Origin of the sequence: Streptomyces sp. NA02950 (assembly GCF_013364155.1) — a bacterium.
Classification (GTDB): Bacteria; Actinomycetota; Actinomycetes; order Streptomycetales; family Streptomycetaceae; genus Streptomyces.
The window spans coordinates 1,197,130-1,217,788 of record NZ_CP054916.1; the positions used below are offsets into that span (position 1 = coordinate 1,197,130).

19 protein-coding genes and 1 pseudogene are annotated in these 20,659 nt (G+C 71.2%); 11 read left to right on the forward strand and 9 right to left on the reverse strand.

The window, feature by feature from the left end:
• Positions 1-58: 58 nt before the first annotated feature.
• Positions 59-1,240: a CdaR family transcriptional regulator gene (locus tag HUT19_RS04825; RefSeq protein WP_176179240.1), complete on the reverse strand. Its 1,182-nt coding sequence runs from the start codon at positions 1,238-1,240 to the stop codon at positions 59-61.
• A 561-nt stretch (positions 1,241-1,801) separates the two neighbouring features.
• On the opposite strand from HUT19_RS04825, the gene HUT19_RS04830 reads away from it, so the two are divergent.
• From HUT19_RS04830 to HUT19_RS04845, 4 genes are all read left to right on the forward strand, one after another.
• A complete protein-coding gene (locus HUT19_RS04830; protein ID WP_254885441.1) occupies positions 1,802-2,515 on the forward strand; it encodes a hypothetical protein in 714 nt (237 codons plus the stop codon).
• A complete protein-coding gene (locus HUT19_RS04835; RefSeq protein ID WP_176179241.1) occupies positions 2,512-4,023 on the forward strand; it encodes an NADH-quinone oxidoreductase subunit NuoF family protein in 1,512 nt (503 codons plus the stop codon). The genes HUT19_RS04830 and HUT19_RS04835 overlap by 4 nt, the downstream gene beginning before the upstream one ends.
• A gap of 198 nt (positions 4,024-4,221) precedes the next feature.
• Complete coding sequence (locus tag HUT19_RS04840; RefSeq protein WP_176179242.1) at positions 4,222-5,217, forward strand: SCO0930 family lipoprotein; 996 nt, start codon at positions 4,222-4,224, stop codon at positions 5,215-5,217.
• An 84-nt stretch (positions 5,218-5,301) separates the two neighbouring features.
• On the forward strand, positions 5,302-5,832 hold the full coding sequence (locus HUT19_RS04845; protein ID WP_176179243.1) for a hypothetical protein: 531 nt from the start codon (positions 5,302-5,304) through the stop codon (positions 5,830-5,832).
• Between the two features lie 38 nt (positions 5,833-5,870).
• Here HUT19_RS04845 and HUT19_RS04850 read toward each other — a convergent pair whose 3' ends face one another.
• Together HUT19_RS04850 and HUT19_RS04855 are read right to left on the reverse strand one after the other, a co-directional pair.
• Positions 5,871-6,548 carry an HAD family phosphatase gene (locus HUT19_RS04850; protein ID WP_176179244.1) on the reverse strand — a complete coding sequence of 226 codons (678 nt, stop codon included), beginning with the start codon at positions 6,546-6,548 and terminating at the stop codon, positions 5,871-5,873.
• 322 nt (positions 6,549-6,870) lie between these two features.
• A complete protein-coding gene (locus tag HUT19_RS04855) occupies positions 6,871-7,803 on the reverse strand; it encodes a ScbA/BarX family gamma-butyrolactone biosynthesis protein (RefSeq protein ID WP_176179245.1) in 933 nt (310 codons plus the stop codon).
• A gap of 91 nt (positions 7,804-7,894) precedes the next feature.
• Between HUT19_RS04855 and HUT19_RS04860 the strand changes: the two genes are divergently transcribed.
• Complete coding sequence (locus HUT19_RS04860) at positions 7,895-8,587, forward strand: ScbR family autoregulator-binding transcription factor (protein ID WP_254885442.1); 693 nt, start codon at positions 7,895-7,897, stop codon at positions 8,585-8,587.
• 9 nt (positions 8,588-8,596) lie between these two features.
• Here the strand turns inward: HUT19_RS04860 and HUT19_RS04865 are convergent, their stop codons facing one another.
• Complete coding sequence (locus HUT19_RS04865; protein WP_176179246.1) at positions 8,597-9,406, reverse strand: endonuclease I family protein; 810 nt, start codon at positions 9,404-9,406, stop codon at positions 8,597-8,599.
• A gap of 52 nt (positions 9,407-9,458) precedes the next feature.
• Complete coding sequence (locus HUT19_RS04870; protein WP_176179247.1) at positions 9,459-10,019, reverse strand: hypothetical protein; 561 nt, start codon at positions 10,017-10,019, stop codon at positions 9,459-9,461.
• A gap of 791 nt (positions 10,020-10,810) precedes the next feature.
• Here HUT19_RS04870 and HUT19_RS04875 point away from each other — a divergent pair.
• Both HUT19_RS04875 and HUT19_RS04880 read left to right on the forward strand, forming a co-directional pair.
• Positions 10,811-11,104: pseudogene (locus HUT19_RS04875) on the forward strand (DUF1348 family protein); the annotation flags it as partial.
• A gap of 48 nt (positions 11,105-11,152) precedes the next feature.
• On the forward strand, positions 11,153-12,136 hold the full coding sequence (locus HUT19_RS04880) for an alpha/beta hydrolase (RefSeq protein WP_254885443.1): 984 nt from the start codon (positions 11,153-11,155) through the stop codon (positions 12,134-12,136).
• 15 nt (positions 12,137-12,151) lie between these two features.
• Here the strand turns inward: HUT19_RS04880 and HUT19_RS04885 are convergent, their stop codons facing one another.
• Positions 12,152-12,739, reverse strand: a complete 588-nt coding sequence (locus tag HUT19_RS04885) for an HhH-GPD-type base excision DNA repair protein (RefSeq protein WP_176179248.1) — start codon at positions 12,737-12,739, stop codon at positions 12,152-12,154.
• Positions 12,740-12,900: 161 nt separating this feature from the next.
• On the opposite strand from HUT19_RS04885, the gene HUT19_RS04890 reads away from it, so the two are divergent.
• Positions 12,901-13,686, forward strand: a complete 786-nt coding sequence (locus HUT19_RS04890) for a SigB/SigF/SigG family RNA polymerase sigma factor (RefSeq protein WP_176179249.1) — start codon at positions 12,901-12,903, stop codon at positions 13,684-13,686.
• A 34-nt stretch (positions 13,687-13,720) separates the two neighbouring features.
• Positions 13,721-14,389, forward strand: a complete 669-nt coding sequence (locus HUT19_RS04895; protein WP_176179250.1) for a dienelactone hydrolase family protein — start codon at positions 13,721-13,723, stop codon at positions 14,387-14,389.
• Between the two features lie 15 nt (positions 14,390-14,404).
• Here HUT19_RS04895 and HUT19_RS04900 read toward each other — a convergent pair whose 3' ends face one another.
• A complete protein-coding gene (locus HUT19_RS04900) occupies positions 14,405-15,472 on the reverse strand; it encodes an ATP-dependent DNA ligase (protein WP_176179251.1) in 1,068 nt (355 codons plus the stop codon).
• 80 nt (positions 15,473-15,552) lie between these two features.
• Between HUT19_RS04900 and ligD the strand changes: the two genes are divergently transcribed.
• Both ligD and HUT19_RS04910 read left to right on the forward strand, forming a co-directional pair.
• The gene (gene ligD, locus HUT19_RS04905; RefSeq protein WP_176179252.1) at positions 15,553-16,563 is read left to right on the forward strand and encodes a non-homologous end-joining DNA ligase; all 1,011 of its coding nucleotides are present in this window, start codon (positions 15,553-15,555) and stop codon (positions 16,561-16,563) included.
• 47 nt (positions 16,564-16,610) lie between these two features.
• Positions 16,611-17,612 carry a GlxA family transcriptional regulator gene (locus HUT19_RS04910; protein ID WP_176179253.1) on the forward strand — a complete coding sequence of 334 codons (1,002 nt, stop codon included), beginning with the start codon at positions 16,611-16,613 and terminating at the stop codon, positions 17,610-17,612.
• On the opposite strand, the gene HUT19_RS04915 is transcribed toward HUT19_RS04910, so the two are convergent.
• Positions 17,576-19,702, reverse strand: coding sequence for a SpoIIE family protein phosphatase (locus tag HUT19_RS04915; RefSeq protein ID WP_176179254.1), 2,127 nt, complete (start codon positions 19,700-19,702; stop codon positions 17,576-17,578). The two genes, HUT19_RS04910 and HUT19_RS04915, sit on opposite strands and share 37 nt — an antisense overlap.
• Positions 19,703-19,788: 86 nt before the next feature.
• Positions 19,789-20,643: a caspase family protein gene (locus HUT19_RS04920; protein WP_176179255.1), complete on the reverse strand. Its 855-nt coding sequence runs from the start codon at positions 20,641-20,643 to the stop codon at positions 19,789-19,791.
• Positions 20,644-20,659: the final 16 nt, after the last annotated feature.

Genomic DNA, 20,659 nt, shown 5'->3' on the forward strand with positions numbered 1-20,659 from the left:
CGACCGCGTGACGCGGCCGGCAGTTCCGTGCGTGGTCGGCGCGGGGCGCCCACCCGGCTCACAGTCCGTTGACGCGGGCCTCCCTGGCGATCCCGAGCGGCCGGATCCCGGGGGCCGTTGCGGTACGGGTCCTGCGGCTCACCCGGGACGCGTGGCGGCGTATCCGGTCCATCTGTGCCATCAGCCGCCGTCCGCGCAGCGCCATCTCCAGCTCGAAGCGTATGCGCGGATCCCGCAGCCCCGGCCCGAAGAGCTTCTCTATCTGGCGCAGCCGGTACCGCACGGTCTGCGGATGCACCTTGAGCGCCTTGGCCGCTTCGGGCGCGCCACCGCCCTCGAGCCATGCGAGCAGCGTCATCTGGAGCCGTTCGCTCTGCCGGGGTGTCAGCCCGACCAGCGGTTTGAGCCACCGGGAGGCCAGCGCCCTGACCAGCGACTCGTCCTGGAGCAGCAGCAGCATCGACAGGTGGTCGTCGACGAAGAGCACCCGGGCCTCGGGGCCGCTGCGCGCGGGGGCCATCGTCAGCAGCCGTCGGGCCCAGCGCACCGAGGATGCCGCGTCGTTGAGCGGCACCACATGGCCGACCGCGGCGGTGCGGCCGCGCAGCGCGGTTTCCAGCGCGCCACGGGTACCGGCGTCCACGGGCGGTTCCGCGGCCGGGTCCCGCTCGCCGTCCGGGGCCCGGTCGGCTGCTGCCTCCGGCGCGGGGTCGGTGTCCGCGTCGGGGTCCGGGATCAGCAGGCACAGCTCGTCGCCGACCGCGCCGATGAGGGTGTCCCCCAGCACGGCGGCCAGTTGCGGCGCCTCGCCCGGGGTGGGCAGGGCGATGGCCTGGACGGTTTCGGGAAGGGGCCAGCGGGCGGCCCGCGAAAGTTCCGCCAGGGTCCGTTCGGAGACCGCCACTTCGCCGGTGAGGGCCTCGAACAGCTCGCGGCGGGCCCGCTCGGGCGGCACCTCCGCCATCCGTTCGTCACCGGAGCGGGCCGGCGGGGAGGCGACCGGTTCCCCGGCCCCTTCCTCGCCCGGCTTCCGGTAGCCCAGTGCGGTCAGGAGAGCCTGCTCGACTCCCCATCGGACCTTCTCTCGCTCAGAGTCCTCCAGGAGTTCGGAGAATCCCGGGAGTCTGCGCCGAAGGGTCTCAACCACCTCATCGGCCAGGGACGGGAGTTCATTGCGCAGAACGCGGGTCCACTCGCCACGGGGGCGGGACCACATGCGGTTCACGAGTTCGCCCATCATTACCTCGTTCTTGCCGGGGGGAGGGCCTGGCCGTTGGGGGGTCGGTCAGGCCCGTGGAGGTTGCCTCCGTCTCCGGTTCGTCCAGTCCGGAAAGGGAGTCGAGGGTCCTCCGCTACGTCATAGAGGATCCACGCCCCCACCGGTCCCGGCATTTTGCCGTTTCTTTGCCATCGAGATGGCACCGGATCGGCCGGAGACGGTGTGGGCACGGTTTCTCCACAAGAAGTTGTCACGTTACGACAAATCTTATGGAGATCACGTGTAGTTCCGAGAAGCTGCTGATCCCAAGACGACTTTGACGTATCTCGTCACCCGCGCGAATTCGCGCGATCGGGAGGCTCCATGTCCATGTCCCAGATGCCGACTCCCCGTTCTCAGGGGCCGCGCCGCAGGGGACGTCACACCGGATCGGTTCCCGCGGGAGACCTCGGAGCACCCGGCGGCCGACGAGCCGCCCGCCGGCCTCGGACACGGGCCCGGCCCGGCAGCGGCCAGTCCCGGCACCTCCGTCTCTACGCTATCGGCGCGGCGGTGGTGTTGTCCCTCGTTGTCGCGAATAACGTGGGCGCATTCACCAAGACCCAGGCATTTCTGGACTTCGGAGCCGGAGTGCTGGCACTGGTCTCGCTCACCGCGGCGGTGCTGTGGGGGCTCGCGGCCACCGACCAACTGCTGCTGCAACCGAACCACCGGCTGATCGCCCAGGGGGTCCACCGGGCCGCCGCCATCGGGGGTTTGTGCTTCCTCGCCCTCCATGTCTGGGTGAAGGTGGCGGAGAGCCACACGACCGCGGCGACCATCGTGATACCGTTCGCTGACGCAAATCGGCCTGTGCTCATCGGCCTTGGAACCATCGCCGCCTACCTCTTCACCATGGCGGCGGTGACCGGGGCGGTGCGCAGTGCCTTTGCCTCCGCCGGCAAGTCCCGCTGGCGGTACCGTTGGTGGCGGGCGCTGCATGTGGCCGCGTATCCGGCGTGGTGCGCCGCACTGATCCACGGCCTCAAGGCAGGCCGCGCGGCCAAGGACTGGGCCACCATCGGATATGTCATGGCCCTGGCTGGTGTGGCGGTCGCGTTGTGGATCCGGCTCGCTTCCCGGCGGGCCCGGCACGGTGAGAGGACGGACGGCATCGAGGTGAGGAATCCCCCCGCTCTCGGTCGGCAGGAAGGCCGGACCGGACGCGCCGCGCCGCGCGTGCCCCGTCCGCGTTCCGCGGAGCCCGACCGGCAGAACAATGAGCCGCTCGGCGCCTCCCGCGGGTGGGGCCGGTGATCACAGCAAAGCCCAGGCTGGCCTGCATCGATCCGCCCCGGCTGCTGGCCGGGCTGGACGAGGCGTACCGGCTGGACCGCGTCGGCCATCTGACGGTGCACGGGCAGATGCCCGCCCTGCGCGCCGATGAGCTGGTGGCCCTCGCGGAGAACATCGACCTGCGCGGTCGTGGCGGCGCGGGTTTCCCGTTCGCCAAGAAGCTCACGTCCGTCATCGAGTCGGCGGCGCGACGGGACGGCCGTTGCGCCGTGGTGGTCAACGGCAGCGAGGGCGAGCCCAGCTGTCTGAAGGACACCGCACTCCTGCTGCACACTCCGCACCTGGTCATCGACGGTGCCATGCTGGCGGCCGAGGCGCTCGGCGCGGAGGACGTGTGCATCGCGGTGCACCGGCCGGATGTCGAGGAGTCGCTCGCCACCGCCATCGCCGAACGCGCCCCGAGCGGGCCCCGGCTGCGGGTCTCCCGCACCCCGGACCGCTTCGTGGCCGGTGAGGGCGGTGCCGTCATCAACGGCATCAGCGGCGCGCCGGCCATCCCCAACGGCCGGAAGATCCGGACCAGTGACAGCGGGCTCGGGGGCCTTCCCACCCTGCTGTCCAACACCGAGACCTTCGCCCAGCTCGCCGTGGCGGCTCGGATGGGCGCCCTGCCGTACCGCTCGGTGGGGCTGCCCACCGAGCCGGGCACCACCCTGCTGACGGTGGCGGGCAAGTTCGTCATGGAGACCCCCACCGGGGTTCCGCTGACCTACATCCTGGAGCTGTGCAACCTCACCCCCGGCCAGGGCGTTCTGGTCGGGGGGTACCACGGCAAGTGGCTGGACCCGAACAGCATCCACGCCACCACCATCTCCCGCGATTCCATGAAGAAGTACGGCGCCCGGCTGGGCGCCGGGGCCGTGCTGCCGATCCCCGAGGACACCTGCCCGCTGGGCGAGACCGCCCGGGTGGCCCGCTGGCTGGCCGCGGAGACGGCCGGTCAGTGCGGGCCCTGCTTCATCGGGCTGCCCGCACTCGCGGACGCGCTGGGCCAGGTGGAGCGCGGTGGCGGCCAGACCGCCATCGACAGTGTGCGCGCCTTCATCAACTCGGTGAAGAAGCGCGGGGCCTGTAGCCACCCCGACGGTACGGCCGGTTTTGTGACCACCGCGCTGGACGCCTTCCCGGAGGAGATCGAGTCCCATGCGCTGGGCATGGGCTGCGGCCGGCCGACCCTCGGGGTACTGCCGCTGCCCGAGGACTCCAAGCCACTGGCGCTGCCCCCGGGTCCGTCCGCGGCCGATCCCCGGCGCGAACGGGAACCGCGGGGGCGCATGGAGCAGCTCATCGTGGACTGGTCGCTGTGCCAGGGTCACGGGCTCTGCGCGGACATCATCCCCGATGTGCTCGAACTGGGCATGGACGGCTACCCCGCCTCGGCGAAGATGGATGTGCCGCGCCAGTTCCGGGCCCAGGCGGTCCGTGCGGTCCGGCGCTGTCCGGCGCTGGCGCTGCGCATCGAGGAGTAGCCGCCGCCCGCGCCCCCCGGCGCCACCCTTCGACGGCCGTCAGAGACGGCCGTCGACCGCTGTGCGCTCAACGATCCGGCGTTTTGTGCGTCCGATGACAAATTTCGGGACCGCTGAACGTCGCTCGGCACCGGCTCCGTATGCACATGGCGTCGGCGCAAACACCGCCGGACCGAGAGAGATTGCAGAGGAATGGTCATGGAGAAGCGGCGTCAGATCGCATTCGCCGGAGTGTCCGTCGCGATGGTTCTGCTGACAGCGGCGTGTGGCAGCAGCAAGGACAACTCCTCCGGTCAGAGCTCCAACGTCCAGCCCGCCGGCGGTGCCCAGAACGTGGGATCGGGCTCGACCCCCGGCGCGGCTGCCGGCTCCGGTGCGGCCGGCGGCTACCAGGCGGGCGGCGACACCGGCGCGGCTGCGGGCTCCGGCGACACCGGCCAGTCCGGCGCGGCCAAGGAAGTGACCGCCAAGAAGGACCCCAAGCTGGGCGAGATCGTGACCGACGCCAAGGGCTGGACCCTCTACCGGTTCGACGAGGACACCCCCAAGCCCGCCAAGTCCAACTGCAACGACGCCTGCGCCACCAAGTGGCCGCCGGTGCCCGCCGACGACGCCACCGCCGGTACCGGTATCGACAAGTCCAAGCTCGGCTCGGTCACCCGCTCCGACGGCACCAAGCAGCTGACACTCGAGGGCTGGCCGGTCTACCGTTACGCGGGTGACACCAAGGCGGGCGACACCAAGGGCCATGGCGTGGGCGGCACCTGGAACGCGCTGGCGCCCAACGGCAAGCCGGCCGGCAAGAAGGCCACCGGTGCCGACGAGAGCCTCCAGCTGATGCTGAACAACAACGCCGAACTCGGCAAGATCATCGTGGATGGCAAGGGCATGACGGTCTACCGGTTCAACAAGGACAGCGCCTGGCCGATGAAGACCGGCTGCCTCGGCGCCTGCCTGGACACCTGGAAGCCCGTCAAGGCCGTGAACACCTCCAAGGTCGCCGGTCTGGACGCCTCGAAGGTCACCTCCTTCACCCGTCCCGACGGCAAGAAGCAGGCCGCGTTCGACTGCTGGCTGCTCTACACCTTCACCGGTGACACCAAGCCCGGCGACACCAACGGCCAGGGCAAGGCGGGCCAGTGGTTCGCGGTCACCGACAAGGGCAAGAAGGCGGGCGTCGCCGCGGCGCAGTAGACAGAAACACGGTCACCACAGCGGGGGGCCCGAGGCCGCAGAGCACCCGGGCCTCCCCCGCCGGACCCTCAACGGGAGGTTGTAGTGTCACCCGCACTCCGTGCCACCGCGCTCTGCGCGGCTTTGCTGTTCCTGAGCGGCTGCGCCGGGAACAGCACGGCGCACGACGCCACGAAGCATCCGCGGGAGAAGGCGGCTCCTTCCGCCAAGGAGTTCGGCAAAGCCGGCAAGCCCGCCCCGCTGGCCGGGATCGCCGACGCCATCGGCTGCAAGGCGAAGGTCATCACCGAGGTGGATGAGCTGCGGCAGGGTTCCTGCACCTCCGGCAAGAACCGGTACACGATGCTCACCTTCGCCACCGAGCAGGGCCAGCACGACTGGCTGTCGGTGTCCAAGGACTACGGGGGCACCTACCTGGTCGGCAAGCGCTGGTCGGTGACCGGTCTGTCCACCGGCTCGCTCTCGTCCCTGCGGGAGAAGATCGGCGGGGACATCGAGCACGGGATGTCCATGTCCCACGGCGGCTCCGGCGGCTCGCACGAAGGCTCCGGTTCGAAGGGCGGCTCCGGCTCGCACGACGGCTCGACATCGCACGACGGGATGGACGGCATGTGAACCGCGCCGCCGACCAGGTGGCGAAGCGTTTCAGCTGGTCATGCGACCCTGGTTTCGGCCCACCTGACCAGATCGGGGTCGGCGAGGGTGTCCACCCACAGGTCCACCGGGGGGCGTTCGTCCGCCGGTTTCCGCGGGCCGACACCGAGGACTCTCAGCCCGGCGCGTGAGGCGGAGAGAAACCCGCAGTGGGAGTCCTCCACCGCCAGGGCGTCGCCGGGGGCCGCACCGCACAGCCGGGCGGCCTCCAGATAGACGTCCGGATACGGTTTGGGCCGCATCTCGCCCTCGGGGACCAGCACATGGCCGAAGTGGCGCAGCAGTCCCGCCTTGGCGAGCCCGTCCTCGACCACGTCACGCGGGCAGTTGCTCGCGATGGCCAGCGGCGCGAACGCCGCGGCCTTCTCCACCAGTTCCGGCGCCCCGGGCATGGTGACCGGGTGCTCGGCCACCAGGGTGCGGAAGGCGTCGAGCAGTTGCCCGGTCATCTGCCCGGCGAGTTCGGGGTGCCCGGCGAATTCGGCCAGCATACGGCCGCATTCGCTGTAGTGGAGTCCCTTGGTGCGCCGGGCGAACTCTTCGGTGGGGGCGGTGCCATGCTCTCTGAGCACCATGTCACGCGCCTCCTCCCAGTGCCGTTCGGAATCCATGAGGGTGCCGTCGCAGTCGAAGACGATGGCGGCTGGGGTCCATGCGAGGAGCTTTTCGGCTGTCATCTGCCTGCCGTTCCATGGGAGGTGGAGGAATCGACGCAGGGGCGCCTGTACCTGCGGGGAGCAGCGCAGTGGATTTCCTGGCGGCTCGGTGCGCGAATGCGTTCACCGCTGCTGCCCGATGCGCGAACGCCTTTTCGACGTACGCGACATGGGGGGCCGTACAGACGGAGAATCCGCCTGCCCGAAACATAACGATCACTACGTTAATTGGATGACCCGGAGTAAGCAAGGGATCACCGAACGTCGGCGATTTGTTCGCGGTCCCGCGCGTTCGCCGCTCAACGCGTTCGCCGTACGGACTGTTTGACGGACAGAAGTACGGTCAGAGGTACTGGAGCACCCCGACCGCGGTGCACATCTCCGCCTGGCGCAGCCGGAAGACACAGGTCCTGCCGTGGGAGGTGCACTCGACCACGGCGGGCGGATACGACTCGGTGAAGCGGATCGCCTTCAGCCGGCAGGCGACGGGCCGGGTCAGCGTCCCGTCGGTGGCCAGCGCGGCGGCCTGCCGGGCGCTCTCCAGCAGCACCAGGCCCGGGACATGGTCGCTCCAGTGGTCGTAGAAGAACGGGTGGCGGGGGTCGGCGGGATCCAGGTACACCACTCCCCCGTCCCGTACCACCAGCACGTCCCGGGCGGCGGGAACGGCCAGTTGACCCGGGGACGGCCGGACCGCGGCGCGCAGTCTGCGCCGTGCGGTCTGTCCCGAGGCGGCCGAGCGGGTCTCCGCGTAGGAGGTGCCGTCGAGGAAGCGCGCGGTGCCCCCGGCCCAGGCGAACCGTCTGCCGCTCGCCGAGAGGGCGATGTCGAGCCGCATCCCGGACACAAAGCGCCCGGAGGGTGTGGTGCGGAGGTCCGTCACGGCGGCGTGGCAGGTGATGTCGGTGGCGCCGTGCGGCGCGCGCGGCTCGGCCTCGGGGTCGAGCCGGTAGAACAGGTCGCGGATCAGGAAGTGTGCGCCCGCGGGCACCGCGTAGTACCGGGTGGGAAGGTAGATCCCCAGTTCACGCAGGGTTTCCGCGATCATCAGCGGATGGTGTCTGCCGTCCCCGCCGTGCGGGAAGGTCGGATGCGAACGGGGCCACTGGGCGGCGGCCTCGAAGCGGTCGTCACCCAGCGTACGGACGTCGGTGAGCAGCACCTCGGCCACCGAGACCCGGTGCACGGCCTCGCGTTCCACCGTGCGGGACCAGCTGAGCGGCCGCCCGGTGGGACCGGACGGTTCCGAAAGCCCGCACGCCTCACGAACGATCACCTTAAAATACTAATAATGTTTGACCTGTCTCGCCTCATCTCCATGACGGGGCGGAATTCCGCTAAGTTCGCTCCGACACACAAAACTGCTGATGAAGGACGGCGAACACGTGCAAGAGCGGGCCGAGCAAACGCGCCGATCCCTTCTGGAGGCGGCCGCATCCCTTTTCGACGAACGGGGATACGCCGGAACGAGCATCAGTGACATCACCCACCGGTCCGGGCACACCAGCGGCGCCATGTATTTCCACTACACGAGCAAGGAAAGACTCGCGCTCGCCGTGGTGGAGGAGCACTTCGCCACCTGGCCGGCGCTGATCGAGCAGCACACCGCCATCGACGCCCCCGCCCTGGAGCAACTCGTGCGGCTCAGCTTCGCGGTGGCCCGTGCCTTCCGCGATGACATCGTGGTGCGGGCGGGGGCCCGGCTGTGGACGGAGCGCACCCTGATCGAGGCACCGCTGCCGCCGCCCTTCGTGGGCTGGATCGACGCGGTGGGAAAGATGCTGGAGCAGGCTCAGGCCGACGGCGAGCTCGCCCCGCATGTCGATCCGCAGGCCGCGGCCCGGACCGTGGTGTGCGCCTTCTTCGGTCTGCACACCGTCTCGGAGGCGCTCGACGGACGACGGCTGGTCGAGGACCATCTCACCGATCTGTGGACGCTGCTGCTCCCCTCGCTCCAGGCCCGCCCCGGCGCCACCGCCGAACTGCTGGCGGCGGCCCGGGGCACGGACCCGGTACCGCTGCGCGCCGACGACGAGGCCGTCGGCACGGACGAGATGTGAAGCGGCGGCCTACTTCCAGATCTCGCCGACCCACTCGGGATGGTCGACGAACGGGTTGCGGTTGTGCTGGATGGTGTCGTAAATGACATCGTTGCGGTGCTTCTCGAAGGTGTCCGGCGGGTCCTCGTCGTTCCACTTCTTCAGCACGGACAGCCGCCCGAGGTTGGGCCTACTGCCGTTGCCCGCCGTGTCGTTGACCTCCAGGTCGGGGAAGTCGTCGTCACCCTCGTAACGCACCGACATGTAGAGCACCATCCGGGCCACATCGCCCTTGACCTGGTCCCGCGGCTCGAAGGAGTCGTCGTCGGTACGGTTGCCGGGCGCTCCCTCGACCTCGGACCCGCCCGCGTCGAAGTCCTTGTTCCCCCGGATGCTGTTGACCGTCACATTGGCCGGACGCAGATGGTGGACATCGGTCCCGGGGCCGGTCGCGGTGCCGAAGTCGCCGTGCGACTTGGCCCAGACGTGCTCACGGTTCCACTGGTCGGGTCCGGAACCGTTCGCGTTTTTGCTCTGTGAAGTCCCGGTGTAGAGCAGGATCACATGGGCGGAGTTGTCCGGGTCCTCGTCGGTCTTCTTGAGGGCGTCCCAGACCTCGTCATACGACAGCCTGGTGACGTCGGTGCTGATGATCGTGTGCAGCGCGTCCTTCAAGGGGTCGCCGGTCTTGCCGATCGCGTCCTTGTAGTAGGTGTCGTCGTACGGCGTGGATGTGGCCGTGACCTCGGCGGTCGCCGGGGCCGGTGCGGTGACGGCGAGGGTGGCGACGCCGGCCAGCAGGGCCAGGGATTTCCAGCGGTTGACACGGGTGACGTGCACAGGTGGTGTCCTTTCCCCGATTTACGACCGTTGTTCGATCCCCGAAAGCGTGTCAGACACATGATCGTACGATGGTGAACAACCCGCAGAGGTTCTGTGTCAGGGCCATGACCAATCGGGAGTGGTCAACGGCGCCCTTCGCGCCACCGATCAGGACCGGCCGTGCCAGGACGCCCAGAGCGCGGCGCAGGCCCCTGCCGACGCACCAGCTCCTCGTGCGGGCCCAGTTCGGTGATCCGCCCCCCGTGACTGGTGTCCTCGACCAGTGCGCCCGAGGGCCGCGGTCGTGGCTGTCGGCGAGGAGTTGGGCGTGCGGCCCCTGGGCGGCGGCCTCGCCGCCGATGCCGCGGAGCCCCCGCAGTCCGCTGACGAAGTCGACCGCTCGGCCGGTCGGTTCGGCCTGCTGTTCGCGCAGCCGCTGTCTCGGCGAGCGCGGCGCCGAGCTGGGAGAGGTCGGCCACGCCCGCGTGATGCGCTGGGCCGCGCGGTCGGAGGCGCCGAGCCGGGTGGTGAGGGCGGCGCGGTCGCGCAGGATGCCCGCGGCGGCCTGGATCGCTCCGTCGGGCACCAGCGTCTGGGACAGCACACGGACAATGCCGTACAGGACACCCATAACAAGAGAATTTCGCTGATCAGCGGCACGTCATAACAGATAGGATGAGGGGGAGCGCCGGTCCGGACGTCCGGGATCCGGATCGGGGAAGCGTCGCATGGCGAAGGCGATGCCAACGACGCCCGGGGCCTTCGCGCGGTGATTTTTTCCCGCGTACGGCCTGGGGCCGGGCGTGGACCGGGGAGGGCTGGGCACTCGCCCCACAGATGACGTAGCCACTGTCGTACGAACCTTGGAGGACACCGTGGCACGGCAGACCGACCCGTTTTCTCCGCCCCCGGCACTGCGTGACCCCGGGCCACCGTCGCCCACTCCGTCACCCGGCCCGGGCGGTCCGGAGCCGGGTCCCGCACCGGGACCGGTGCCCGGCCCGCCGCCGGGACCGCCGCCCGACCCGGTGCCCACTCCCCCGCCCAGCCCGCCGCCGAGCCCCACACCGGGGCCACCGCCGGGCCCGTCCCCGGATCCGGTGCCCAAACCGCCGGGCCCCGACCCGGTCCCGGATCCGTCACCGGCCCCGGGGCCGCTCACCCAGACCCTGTCCGGTGGATCTTGTCGAGCCCGCGGCGTCTGGCACCGCGCCCCCAGCCACCGCGGGGAGGCGCCCCCTGCACCAGACGCCGCGGGCTGATCCTCAAAGATCCACCGGACAGGACCCATACCCGCCCGCCCCCGCGCCGCGCCCCGCCGTGCCCTGATCGCACCGCGGGGCGCGGCGCTTCGCTCCGGCGCGCGATTGCGCGAGAACCATCGTTCTCCTACGGTGGTGGCCAGCGTCAGAACGATCGTACTCCGAGTGGCGTAACCGCGATGTGTTCCTGCGCGGCCGGAGTGAGATCGTCGAATTCCTGACCGCGAAGTGGCGGCGCGAACTCGGCTACCGGCTGCGCAAGGAGCTGTGGGCCTGGGCCGGCAACCGGATAGCCGTCCGCTTCGAGTACGAGCACCACGACGCCGCGGGCCGGTGGTTCCGCGCCTACGGCAACGAGAACTGGGAGTTCGACGAGAACGGGCTGATGCGCAAGCGCTACGCCAGCATCAACGACCTGCCCATCACCGCCGAGGAGCGCCGCATCGCGGTGTGACGGAAGCGGGGCGGGCGGCGGCCTGCGACCGGATGGCGAGGAGAGGCAATGGAGAAGCAGATGTCCCACGGCACCGCCCCGGCCCGGCCCGTACTGGAGCCCGCCGCCGCCGAGCTCGCCGAAGCCAGCGCCAAGCCGCCGTTCCTGTACCAGATGTCGCCCGCCGAGGGCCGCAGGGCGGTTGACGAGGCGCAGTCCGGTCCGGTACCCAAACCGGAGGTGGACGAGGAGTGGATCAGCGTCACGGGCATCCCGGAGGGCGGCGTCAAGGCCCGGATCCTACGTCCGCCGGGGGTGGGCGGCACCCTGCCGGTGATCCTCTACATCCACGGCGCGGGCTGGGTGTTCGGCAACGCCCACACCCATGACCGGCTGGTCCGGGAGCTGGCCGTGCGGGTCGGCGCCGCGGTGGTCTTCCCCGAGTACGACCTCTCCCCCGAGGTGCACTACCCGGTGGCACTGGAGCAGAACTACGCGGTCGGACAGTGGATCGTGGCCCATGGCGAGGGGGCGGGCCTCGACCCCGCACGGATCGCGGTGACCGGCGACTCGGTGGGCGGCAACATGTCCGCCGCCCTCACCCTGCTGGCCAAGGAGCGCGGTGATCTCTCCCTGGTCCAGCAGGTACTGCTCTATCCCGTCACCGACGCGGCCTTCGACACCGGCTCCTACGAGCAGTTCGCCGACGGCTACTACCTCACCCGCGAGGGGATGCGGTGGTTCTGGGACCAGTACACGACCGACCCGGCCCAGCGCGCCGAGATCACCGCCTCCCCGCTGCGCGCCGACCCCGCCCAGCTCGCCGGGCTGCCCCCGGCCCTGGTGATCACCGGCGAGGCCGACGTGCTGCGGGACGAGGGAGAGGCGTACGCGGCCAGGCTGCGCGCGGCCGGGGTGCCGGTCACCGCCGTACGGATGCAGGGCATCATCCACGACTTCCTCATGCTCGACGCGCTCCGTGACACCAACGCCGCGCGGGCCGCGCTCGCACTGGCCGTGGACACCCTGCGCAACGCGCTGCACCCCGCGTGAGCCGGCGCGGGGAGCTCACTTCCCGGCGGAGCGCTTCGCCTGCCGCTTGGCCTCCTGCTTGTGGGCGCGGACCTTGTCCAGCGACTCGGGACCGGTGATGTCGGCCACCGAGCGGTAGGCGCCCTCCTCGCCGTAGCCACCGGCGGCCTCGCGCCATCCCTCGGGTCCGGCCCCCAGCCGCTTGCCGACGAGCGCCAGGAAGATCTGGGCCTTCTGCTTGCCGTACCCGGGCAGTGCGTTCAGCCGCTTGAGCAGCTCGGCGCCGCTGTCCGCATCGCGCCACACCGCCTCCGCGTCACCGTCGTAGTGCTCGACGAGGTACTGGCACAGCTGCTGGATCCGCTTGGCCATCGCCCCGGGGTAGCGGTGCACGGCGGGCTTCTGCGACAGCAGCTCCACAAACCGCTCGGGGTCCTGGGCGGCGATCTCCTGGGCGTCCAGCTCGTCCGACCCCATGCGCTGCGCGATGGTGTACGGACCGGCGAACGCCCACTCCATGGGGACCTGCTGATCGAGCAGCATCCCGATCATGAGGGCCAGCGGGCTGCGCCCGAGCAAGGCGTCGGCCTCGGGCTGCTGGGCGAGTCGAAGGGTGGCGTGCATCCCCGGTGTGTACCCCCGGGGCCACGGCCCCGAACCCCGCACCCTCCGCATTCTCCCAAAAGCGCATAAACATCTACCAATATGGCCGAATTGCGAGGGGTTAAGGATCATGCGACTGTGGTGGGGACCGCCGTGACATCGGACCACGGAGGCGAGTGACCATGTCAGCAACCGCGACTCGCCGACGGCGCCATGACGACACTCCCGACACCGGCGGTGCCTTCCAGCGTCTGTCGCGACTGCCCTCCGGACCCGAGCGCGACGCGCTGCGCGAGGCCATCATCTGCGCCTGGCTGCCGGTCGCGAAGCGGCTGGCGCTGCGCTTCCGCAACAAGGGCGAGAACATGGAGGACCTCACCCAGGTGGCCTCGCTGGCCCTGGTGAAGGCAGTCGACCGCTACGACCCGGATCTCGGGCACGCCTTTCCCTCCTATGCGATCCCGGTCATCACCGGTGAGCTCAAGCGGCACTTCCGTGACTACCTGTGGACACTGCACATCCCCCGCAACATCCAGGAGGTGCGCTCCCGCACCCGGTCCGCACGCGACGCGCTGGAACAGGAGCTGGGCGGCCGTGCCCCCACCGTCACCGAGATCTGTCTGCGCACCGGGATGCCGCAGGAGGATGTGAAGGCCGGTCTGGAGGCCAGCGCCTCCTGCACCCCGCTGTCCCTCAACGCCGCGGTGCAGGGCGCCGAGGAGCGGCTGCTCGCCGAGACGGTGGGTGCGGACGACGCCGCGATCGAGCGCGTCGTCAACCGGGAGGCGCTGCGGGTACTGATCTCGCACCTCTCGGAACAGGACCGCTATGTGCTGTACCTGCGGTTCTTCGCCGGGCTCTCGCAGAGCCAGATCGGCGAGATCCTCGGCTTCTCGCAGATGCACATATCCCGAAGGCTCTCCCGGCTCTACAGCGAGCTGCGCCAAGGGCTCATGGCCTATGCCTGACGGCCACCGTCCCGACCCCCGGCAGGAGGTGCCGATGCGCTCCGAGACCGCCCGTATCGCCGTGGACGACGCCCTGCTGGTGGGAGATCTCGCCATGCCCGAACACCCCGTCGGCGTGGTGGCCTTCGCGCACGGCAGCGGCAGTTCCCGGCACAGCCCGCGCAATCGCGCGGTGGCCCAGGTGCTCCAGCGGGCGGACCTCGCCACCCTGCTGTTCGATCTGCTCACCGAGGCGGAGGAGCGGGTGGACGCGATCACCGCCGAGCACCGCTTCGACATTCCGCTGCTGGGGCGGCGGCTGGTGGGGGCGGTGGACTGGCTCGCCGGGCATCCGGCCACCACCGGGCTGCCGGTCGGCCTCTTCGGTGCCAGCACCGGCGCCGCGGCGGCGCTGACGGCCGCGGCCGAGCGCCCGGACCGGGTGGGTGCCGTGGTCTCGCGCGGCGGGCGCCCGGATCTCGCGGGCGGGGTGCTGAACCGGGTGAGCGCTCCGGTGCTGCTGGTGGTGGGCGGTGACGACCACGAGGTGCTGCGGCTGAACGAGCAGGCAGCCGCCATGCTCGCCGCACCGCACGAGGTCCATGTGGTGCCCGGCGCGACCCATCTGTTCGAGGAACCCGGAACGCTGGAGCAGGCGGCCGAGGCGGCGCGCGACTGGTTCGCCCGGATGGCCCGCCGCCCGAGCCGCGGCGCCCGGCGGTGACCTGGACCCCGCGTGTCACGGGCGGCTGCCCAGCACCTGCCGCAGATCGTAGGAGACCGGCTCCTCCAGCTGGGCGTAGGTGCAGTCGTCCGGTTCGCGGTCGGGCCGCCAGCGGCGGAACCGGGCGGTGTGCCGGAAGCGGTCGCCCTGCATATGGTCGTACGCCACCTCGCAGACCCGCTCCGGGCGCAGCGGTACCCAGGACAGGTCCTTGACCCCGGTCCAGCGGCTGGGCGCGCCCGGCATCCGCGCCTGGGCGTGCGCCTCCTCGCGGGCCCAGTCCGCCCACGGGTGGCCCTCGACCGTGGACATGCGCAGCGGCTCCAGTTCGGTCATCAGCTCCTGGCGGCGGCGCATGGGAAAGGCGGCGCACACCCCGACGTGCTGGAGACGGCCGGTGGCGTCGTGGAGACCGAGCAGCAGCGAGCCCACGACCGGCCCGGACTTGTGGTGGCGCAGCCCGGCGACGACGCAGTCGGCGGTGCGCTCGTGCTTGACCTTGACCATGACGCGTTCGCCCGGCCGGTAGCCGAGGCCGAAGGGTTTGGCGACGACGCCGTCCAGCCCCGCCCCCTCGTAACTCTCGAACCACTGCCGGGCCACCTGCTGGTCGTCGGTCCAGGGGGCGGTGAAGACCGGGTCGACGGCCTCGTGCAGCGCCGCGGTCAGGGCCTCCCGGCGCTCGCGGAGCGGGGTGTCCATCAGCGACGCGTCACCGAGGGCGAGGAGGTCGAAGGCGACGAACGAGGCGGGGGTGGTTCCGGCCAGCATCCGGACCCGGGAGGCGGCGGGGTGGATGCGCTCCAGCAGGGCGTCGAAGTCCAGCCGCCCGCCGCGCACGATGACGATCTCGCCGTCCAGCACACAGCGTGGCGGCAGCTGGGCGAGCAGGGCCTCGGCCAGTTCGGGGAAGTAGCGGGTGAGCGGTTTGCCGGTGCGGCTGCCGATCTCCAGCTCGTCGCCGTCACGGAAGACGATGGCCCGGAAGCCGTCCCACTTGGCCTCGTAGCGCATCCCGGCCGGGATGGCGGCCGCGGACTTGGCCAGCATCGGCGCGACGGGGGGCATTACCGGAAGGTCCATGATGTGTCCGATTGTCCGTCGGGCGCGGGCCGGGCGCCCGCCGGGAGGTGACCTTGGGCGGGCGGGCCTAGCGTGACGGTATGGGAGAGACGGTGGAGCTCACGGTCGGTGAGCGTACGGTGCGGCTGTCCAACCCCGGGAAGGTGTACTTCCCCGGGCGCGGCTTCACCAAGCTGGACCTCGCCCGCTACTACCTGGCGGTGGGCGACGGTGTGCTGCGGGCGCTGCGGAACCGGCCGACGACGCTGGAGCGCTACCCGGACGGCGTAGAGGGGGAGTCGTTCTTCCAGAAGCGGGCGCCGAAGAACCTGCCCGACTGGATCCCCACCGGCCGGATCTCCTTCCCCAGCGGGCGGTACGCGGACGAGATCTGCCCGACCGAGGTGGCGGCGGTGGTGTGGGCGGCCAACCTGGGCTGTCTGACGTTCCACCCGTGGCCGGTGCGGCGCGAGGACACCGAGCACCCCGACGAGCTGCGGATCGACCTCGATCCGCAGCCGGGCACCGACTACCGGGACGCGGTGCGCGCGGCGGACCAGCTGCGCGAGGTGCTGGACGGGCTGGGGCTGCGCGGCTGGCCCAAGACCTCGGGCGGGCGGGGGCTGCATGTGTTCGTTCCCATCGAGCCGCGGTGGACCTTCACCCAGGTGCGGCGGTCCGCTATCGCCGTCGCGCGGGAGCTGGAGCGGCGGGCGCCGGAGCGGATCACCACCGCGTGGTGGAAGGAGGAGCGCGGGAGCAAGATCTTCGTGGACTACAACCAGACCGCCCGGGACCGCACCATCGCCAGCGCCTATTCCGTCCGCCCCCGGCCGGACGCCCCGGTCTCCGCGCCGCTGCGCTGGGAGGAGGTGCCCGACGCCCGGCCGCAGGACTTCGATCTGGCGACCATGCCGGTGCGCTTCCGGGAACTGGGCGATGTGCACGCCGACATGGACGAGCACGCCTTCCGGCTGGAGAGGGCGCTGGAGCTGGCCGACCGGGACGAGCGGGAGCACGGTCTGGGCGATCTGCCCTACCCGCCGGAGCACCCCAAGATGAAGGGCGAGCCGAAGCGGGTGCAGCCGAGCCGGGCGAAGGCCGAGGGCTGAACCACCAGCGTCATGGCCGGATCGGCGTGCTGTGAAAGAATCGCGCCATGCCTGGCGTTCCGTATGTCGCGCACACCGGCCGCCACCGGGTCGCGGTGCTGGTCCGGCACGGCCTGCTGCCGTTCGAGCTGGGCATGGTGCACCGGCTGTTCGGGCGAGCCGTGTCGGCCGCGGGCGAGCCGCTGTACGAGGTGGTGACCTGCGCCCTGGTCCCCGGTGAGGTCCGTACCGACTCCGATGTCAGCATGAACGTCCGCCACGGGCCCGAGACGCTGGCCGAGGCCGACACCGTGATCGTCCCGGCCGCCAACGAGATGGACCCACCGCAGACCGAGGGCCGTCTCGGCGCCACGCTCGGCGATGCCTTCGCGAGGGTCCGCCCCGGCACCCGGATCGCCTCGATCTGCACCGGTGCCTTCGTCCTGGCGGCCGCCGGGCTGCTCGACGGCCGCCGGGCGACCACCCACTGGCAGGCGGCCGACCGCTTCCGGGAGCTGTTCCCCGCCGTCGAGCTGGACCCGGACGTGCTCTACGCCGACGAGGGGTCCGTGCTCACCTCGGCCGGGGACGCCTCCGGTATCGATCTGATCCTCCATATGATCCGGTGCGACCACGGATCGGCGGTGGCCGGCGAGGTCGCCCGCGGCGCGGTGGTGGCCCCGCACCGGGACGGCGGCCAGGCCCAGTTCATCCGGCGGCCGGTCCCCGAGCGGCGCGGCTCGTCCACCGGCGCGGCCCGCGCCTGGGCGCTGACCCGGCTGGACCGGCCGGTGAGCCTGCGGGAGCTGGCCGAACGGGAGTCGATGAGCGTACGGACCTTCTCCCGGCGGTTCCGGGAGGAGGTCGGGATGACCCCGGTGCAGTGGCTGACGCACGCCCGGGTGGAGCGCGCCCGGCAGCTGCTGGAGGAGACCGATCTGCCGGTGGACCGGATCGCGGCGGACGCGGGGTTCGGCACGGCCGCGTCGCTGCGCCGGCACCTGCACACCGCGCTCGGGGTCTCCCCCAGCGCCTACCGGTCCACCTTCCGCGGCACCCCGGCGCCGTGACCGCCGTCGCCGTCGGGCCCCGACGGCGCGCGCAGCCGGGCCAGCAGCAGCGCCACATCGTCGTCCGGCGCGCCGTGCAGCGCGGCCAGCACCTGGTCGCAGATCCGCTCCAGGGAACCGTGGTGCCGGCGCAGCAGCTGGACCAGGGTGTGCAGTCCGACGTCCAGCGACTGATGGCGCTTTTCCACCAGGCCGTCGGTGAACAGGGCCAGCAGCGCGCCCTCGGCCAGTTCGCAGTCGACCGCGGCGAAGGGGACGCCGCCCACGCCCAGCGGTGCGCCGGTGGGGATCTCGATCAGCTCGGCATCACCGCCGGGGTGCACCAGGACCGGGGGCAGATGGCCGGCGGTGGACAGCTCGCACCGGCCGGTGCGCGGGTCGCAGACCGCGTAGAGGCAGGTGGCGATGGATTCGCCGAGGCTGAGGGTGATCTCGTCGAGGTGCCGCAGCAGGTCCACCGGGTCCAGGTCGAGCTGGGAGAAGGCCCGGGTGGCGGTGCGCAGTTGGCCCATGATGGCCGCGGCGTGGATGCCCTTGCCCATGACGTCCCCGACCACCAGGCCGACGCGGCCGTCCTGGAGCGGCAGTACGTCGAACCAGTCGCCGCCCGCGGCGCTGACCGCCGGCAGATAGCGGGAGGCGATCTCCAGTCCGTCCAGGTCCCGGGGCTGCTGGGACAGCAGACTGCGCTGGAGGGTGAGCGCCGCGTCGCGTTCCCGCCCGTAGAGCCGGGCGTTGTCGATGCACAGCGCGGCGCGGATGGCCAGTTCGCAGGCGAGGGTGAGGTCCTGTTCGTCGAACGGCCGGGGGTTGACCGTGCGGTGCAGGCTGAGGGTGCCCAGCACACTGCCGCGGGCGATCAGCGGGGCCGCGAGATAGGAGTGGACGCCCTCCTTGTGGAGGACCGCGGCGGCGGCCTCGTCACGTGCGATCCGGCGGACGTCCTGCTCGGTGACGTTCGGCACGAAGATCGGCTGGGCGTCGCGCACACATTTGGTGATCAGGCGGGTGGGGTCGTAGCGGGCGATCTCGCCGACCGGGTCGGCCGCGTGCACCGCCTCGGTGGGATAGCCCGCGGCCACGGCCAGCGCCCGGAAGCGGGCCGAGCCGTCGGTGCGCACCCGGGCCATGGCCTCGCGGTGCACCACGGCGTCGAGCACATCGACCGCCGCGAGGTCGGCGAGCCGGGGCACGGTCACATCGGCCAGTTCCTGGGCGGTCTGCCGCAGGTCCAGGGTGGTGCCGATACGGACCCCGGCATCGGCGATGACGGCCAGCCGCTCCCGCGCCTCGGCGATCTCGCTGGCCGCCCGGTGGCGCTTGGAGACGTCGATGACCGAGACGGCGACGCCGAGGATGCGCCCGCTGGGGTCCTCCAGCCGGTAGTAGGAGTCCGACCAGGCGTGGTCGTGGTCGGGGTCGGCGGGGGTGCGGCCGACGCTCTGCTGGTCCAGCAGCGCCTCGCCGGATTCCAGGACGTGCCGCATGGCGGTCTCCATGGCCGCGACGTCCAGCCCCGGCAGCACCTCGGCGATCCGGCGGCCGCGCACCTCGTGCTCGGTCAGCCCGTTCATCTGCTGGAGGGACGGATTGGCGCGTACCCAGCGCAGCTCGGTGTCGAAGACCGCCAGTCCCACGGGCGACTGTTTGATGAGGAAGCCGGAGACGGCCAGGTCGGTCTCCAGCCGCCGGACGGTCCCCTCGTCGGCGGCGAGCCCCAGGGCGTAGGCGTCGCCGTGCACATCGCGCAGGCCCATGGTGCGGAATTCGACCTGAAGGGTACGACCGTCCTGGTGGCGCACCGGGAAGACGCCCGCCCAGGTGTCGCCCGCCCGCACCCGTGCGAAGAGCTCCACGGCCGACCGGCGGTCCTCGGGGTGGACCAGCAGCCGGTCCGCACGGCAGCCCAGCGCATCGGCGGCACGGTAACCGAACAGCTGTTCCGCCTCGGGGCTCCACAGCACGATGCGGCCGTCGCCGTCCAGCACCACGGCGGCGACCCGCAACAGGTCGAGTACGCCTCCCGGGGCGGCGGTCAGGCCGCTCATGCCCGCCTCGCCGCCCTGGTCAAGACGGTCATGCCTCGTCATACCGGCACCTCACCGGCTCGTGTGCGCTTCTTCTGTCATACCTCGCCGGGCGTACCCCCGCACACCAGTGGGATACGCCCGTGCCATCAGATGGTGAAGGGGCGCTGTCGGGCGAAGGGCGGGTTCGACGCTCCGGCCAGGAACAGGTTGGGGCTCTGGTCCGGGGGCATCCGCTTGACGATCTCCCGGTGCAGCGCCCGGTAGCTGCCCGCGAAGGCGCCGCCGCGCCAGACCTCCAGCAGGGTACCGGTGAACAGGCCGTTGACGATGCCGTCGGCGGAGGTCTGGTTGTCCTGGCAGCCGGAGATCTGGAGCACGCTGGCCTCGATCCTGGCGAGGTCCTTGGCGGTGCGGGCCTTCTGGATGCGGTCGTAGATCTCGCGGTCGCGCCGGTAGACCGTGGACTGCACCGTCTGGGGCATGGCCCTGATCTTCCGGCCGATCTCGTCGGGGTCGCCGGTGTTGAACCGGCGGTCCAGTTCGCGGGCGCTGAGGATCTCCGGCAGTTCGCGGGCCACGGTGCCGCTGTGGCAGCTGTCGGAGAGCATCCAGATCCGCACCCCCTTGGCGAACTTGCCGAACAGATCGAAGAGTTCGTCGTCGACCAGCTGCCGGTCGTACAGCACCCAGGTCTCGTCCAGCCGGTCGCCGGTCTCGTCGTGGTTGAGGTCGGGCACCTGGCCGCCGTGGCCCGAGTAGGTCAGGAAGAGGATGTCGCCGCGCACCAGCCGCCCGGCCGCGGCCTCCAGCGCGGAGATGACCGCCTCGGCGGTGGCGGCGGGGCTCATCAGCGGATCGGTGACGTCGAACCCCGCGTTGTCGGCGAGCCCGGCCATGTCCGTGGCGTCCTGCTCGCAGGCGTTCAGCTCACCGCTCCAGCCGTCGTAGGCCGCGGGGTCGACCTGGTTGAGTCCGATGTGGACGGAGATGCCGGTTGCCATGGGGGCTCCTGGGGTG

What these genes read in the sequence shown, in the direction of transcription:
- HUT19_RS04825 (WP_176179240.1), bottom strand. Translation starts at nt 1,240, where the DNA reads ATGATGGGCGAACTCGTGAACCGCATGTGGTCCCGCCCCCGTGGCGAG.
- HUT19_RS04840 (WP_176179242.1), top strand. Translation starts at nt 4,222, where the DNA reads ATGGAGAAGCGGCGTCAGATCGCATTCGCCGGAGTGTCCGTCGCGATG.
- HUT19_RS04850 (WP_176179244.1), bottom strand. Translation starts at nt 6,548, where the DNA reads ATGACAGCCGAAAAGCTCCTCGCATGGACCCCAGCCGCCATCGTCTTC.
- HUT19_RS04860 (WP_254885442.1), top strand. Translation starts at nt 7,895, where the DNA reads ATGAAGGACGGCGAACACGTGCAAGAGCGGGCCGAGCAAACGCGCCGA.
- HUT19_RS04870 (WP_176179247.1), bottom strand. Translation starts at nt 10,019, where the DNA reads ATGGGTGTCCTGTACGGCATTGTCCGTGTGCTGTCCCAGACGCTGGTG.
- HUT19_RS04880 (WP_254885443.1), top strand. Translation starts at nt 11,153, where the DNA reads ATGGAGAAGCAGATGTCCCACGGCACCGCCCCGGCCCGGCCCGTACTG.
- HUT19_RS04885 (WP_176179248.1), bottom strand. Translation starts at nt 12,739, where the DNA reads ATGCACGCCACCCTTCGACTCGCCCAGCAGCCCGAGGCCGACGCCTTG.
- HUT19_RS04890 (WP_176179249.1), top strand. Translation starts at nt 12,901, where the DNA reads ATGTCAGCAACCGCGACTCGCCGACGGCGCCATGACGACACTCCCGAC.
- HUT19_RS04895 (WP_176179250.1), top strand. Translation starts at nt 13,721, where the DNA reads ATGCGCTCCGAGACCGCCCGTATCGCCGTGGACGACGCCCTGCTGGTG.
- HUT19_RS04900 (WP_176179251.1), bottom strand. Translation starts at nt 15,472, where the DNA reads ATGGACCTTCCGGTAATGCCCCCCGTCGCGCCGATGCTGGCCAAGTCC.
- ligD (WP_176179252.1), top strand. Translation starts at nt 15,553, where the DNA reads ATGGGAGAGACGGTGGAGCTCACGGTCGGTGAGCGTACGGTGCGGCTG.
- HUT19_RS04910 (WP_176179253.1), top strand. Translation starts at nt 16,611, where the DNA reads ATGCCTGGCGTTCCGTATGTCGCGCACACCGGCCGCCACCGGGTCGCG.
- HUT19_RS04915 (WP_176179254.1), bottom strand. Translation starts at nt 19,702, where the DNA reads ATGACGAGGCATGACCGTCTTGACCAGGGCGGCGAGGCGGGCATGAGC.
- HUT19_RS04920 (WP_176179255.1), bottom strand. Translation starts at nt 20,643, where the DNA reads ATGGCAACCGGCATCTCCGTCCACATCGGACTCAACCAGGTCGACCCC.